This window comes from Sinorhizobium sp. 7-81, from assembly GCF_030124405.1.
GTDB lineage: Bacteria > Pseudomonadota > Alphaproteobacteria > Rhizobiales > Rhizobiaceae > Sinorhizobium > Sinorhizobium psoraleae.
The window spans coordinates 1-2,395 of record NZ_JASKLT010000054.1 but is presented as its reverse complement, the minus strand read 5'-3'; the positions used below and the strand labels follow the sequence as shown (position 1 = coordinate 2,395).

Below are 2,395 nucleotides of genomic sequence, written 5' to 3'. Positions count from 1 at the left end.
CCGTAGACCGCTGCCGTCGCGCCTTGATAGCCCTCAGGCATTGGAAGCGCTACCCCGCCATCGGTGACGAACTGCCCATTGTTGACCGCCCCCTCGAAGAGGTTCATCGCCGGCGAGCCGATGAAGGTTGCGACGAAGATGTTGGCTGGACGGTCGTAGAGCTCGAGCGGTTTGCCGATCTGCTCGACCTTGCCGCCGCGCATCACGACGATCCGGTCGGCCATCGTCATCGCCTCGATCTGGTCGTGGGTGACGTAGACCGTGGTCGTCTTCAGCCGCTGATGCAGTTCCTTGATTTCTGCGCGCATCGTGACGCGCAGCTTGGCGTCGAGGTTCGACAGCGGCTCGTCAAAAAGGTAGACCTGCGGCTGGCGGACGATCGCCCGTCCCATTGCCACGCGCTGACGCTGGCCGCCGGAAAGCTGTTTCGGCAGCCGATCGAGCAGAGGCCCGAGCGCCAGGATGTCGGCCGCTTCGCGCACGCTCTTTTCGACCGTCGCTCTGTCCTGGCCCTTCAGCTTCAGCGCGAAGCCCATGTTTTCCGCGACGGTCATGTGCGGATAGAGTGCGTAGCTCTGGAAGACCATGGCGATGTCGCGCTCCTTTGGAGCTACGTCGTTGACGACGCGGCCACCGATGCGGATCTCGCCGCCGCTGATGTCCTCGAGCCCGGCCAGCATGCGCAAGAGAGTCGACTTGCCGCAGCCGGAGGGGCCGACGAGAGTGACGAACTCACCATCCTCGATGTTCATGGAGATGTCATGAATCACCGGAACAGCGCCGTATTGTTTGCGAACCTGATCGATCGAGACGAATGCCATGAATTTCTTCCCTTGAGTGTCTGCTAAAGCTTGAGTTGCCAGATGCTGGCGGCGGCGATGTGACCTTTTGGTGCGCTGAGGTAGGCGGAATGGACGCCTGCAAATCCGGGCAAGCGCTTGGTTCCGGTCCAGCGACCGTTGTCGGCAAAGACCTCGATCGAGCCTATGTCGAGGAATATGCGAACGGTCGAGGGCGTTGCCCCCGACGCGAGGTAGCGGGGTAGCAATTTGCCGTCGGGAACGTCGTAGACGATGCTCAGGCCCTCCGGATCGAGCCGGACACCGAGCTCGACGTCGGGATGGTCGAATTCGAGATCGAAGGCCGCGCCGGGGGCCGCGAGATCGATGACGATCTCGACGGCTCCGTTGGCGAGCTCAATCTTGTCTCCGGAAAGCAGCCGGCGCTCGTCGATCAAGTCTTGGCGCAAACCCGCGACTGCCTCGACAGGCGGCGTCAGCAACACACCGTCTTCGAGCAGTGCCCGGCGCGGGAGCGTCATGGCGGTTGGAAAATCGATCCTCTTCGAAATTTCCGTCCAGTTTGCCAGCCACGCGATGCCTACGGGGCCGGAATGGTCGACAAAGGCCTGGAAGGCATAGGCATCGGTGGCAAAGTCGAGTTCCTGCTCGAATTCCTTGACGAAGATACGGCCGTCGAAGCGGCCGACTGTCGCAAGGGTTATATTGCGTCGCGCGGTTGCCGGATCGCGGCTGGTAAGCAGTCCGAAGATCAGTGCCCAACGAGTTTCCGGATCGTCTGCGGGACCACCGAGGGGGACGATGCATGGGCATTCGGCCGCCGTCATGCCGAAGCGGTTCTCGCGGTGAAGAATGCCGACGAACCTCCAGCCATCCGCGGCGTCCGGATCGGCGGTCTCGTAGAGCAGGATCACTCCTCCCGCGTGATCGCGGCTGCCGAGCAGCATCTTCCAGCGGCCATCCGGGCCCCTGATCACATACGGGTCACGGAAATCGAGCGTCAGGTCGAGGCCGGCCGGCCGTTCCGGCAGAATGATCTCCGCCGGGCCGGCGCTGATCTGGTCACCGCTGACGGCGGTCAACTGGATCTGCTCTTCCGGCTGGCGGTCTTTGACCTGTTCGGTGAAGAAGACACGGATACCGGCCTCCTCTCCAGCAAGCGAAATTGCCGATCCGGAGAAGGCGCCGCCGCGGCCGTCCGCGCGAGCAGAGAGTTCCGCCGACGGGAACAGGAACATCGGCAGGTGCTTCCAGTGGAGATAGTCGTCCGAGACCGCATGGCCCCAATGCATCGTGTTCCAACGCAGGCTGTGGGGATAGTGCTGGTAAAAGAGATGAACCTTGTCGCCGAAACGGCCGAAACCGTTCGGATCGTTCATCCAGCCGAACGGTGGACGGAAATGATAGCTGTCAGCGACGGCGGGTGTGGAATTGGCCACACCGCTGTAAAGAACAACGATGCCCTTTTCCATAACGTCAGCCTCCGAAAAGGCATAGACGACCGAGAGGCTCGTGCTCGCGGCGTCGTAACTAAATGAAGTTTCGCCGGCTGTTTCGATCACCAGCGCCCGGAACTCGAACTCCTCGGTGTTTCG

Annotated in this window: 2 protein-coding genes; both read right to left on the bottom strand. The window is 62.0% G+C overall.

The window, feature by feature from the left end; translation table 11 throughout:
- A partial coding sequence (locus tag QN224_RS33405; protein WP_283980151.1) for a sn-glycerol-3-phosphate ABC transporter ATP-binding protein UgpC occupies window positions 1-821 on the bottom strand: 821 nt, incomplete at its 3' end.
- A gap of 23 nt (window positions 822-844) precedes the next feature.
- On the bottom strand, window positions 845-2,395 hold a 1,551-nt coding region (locus QN224_RS33400; RefSeq protein WP_283980150.1), incomplete at its 5' end, for a glycoside hydrolase family 32 protein.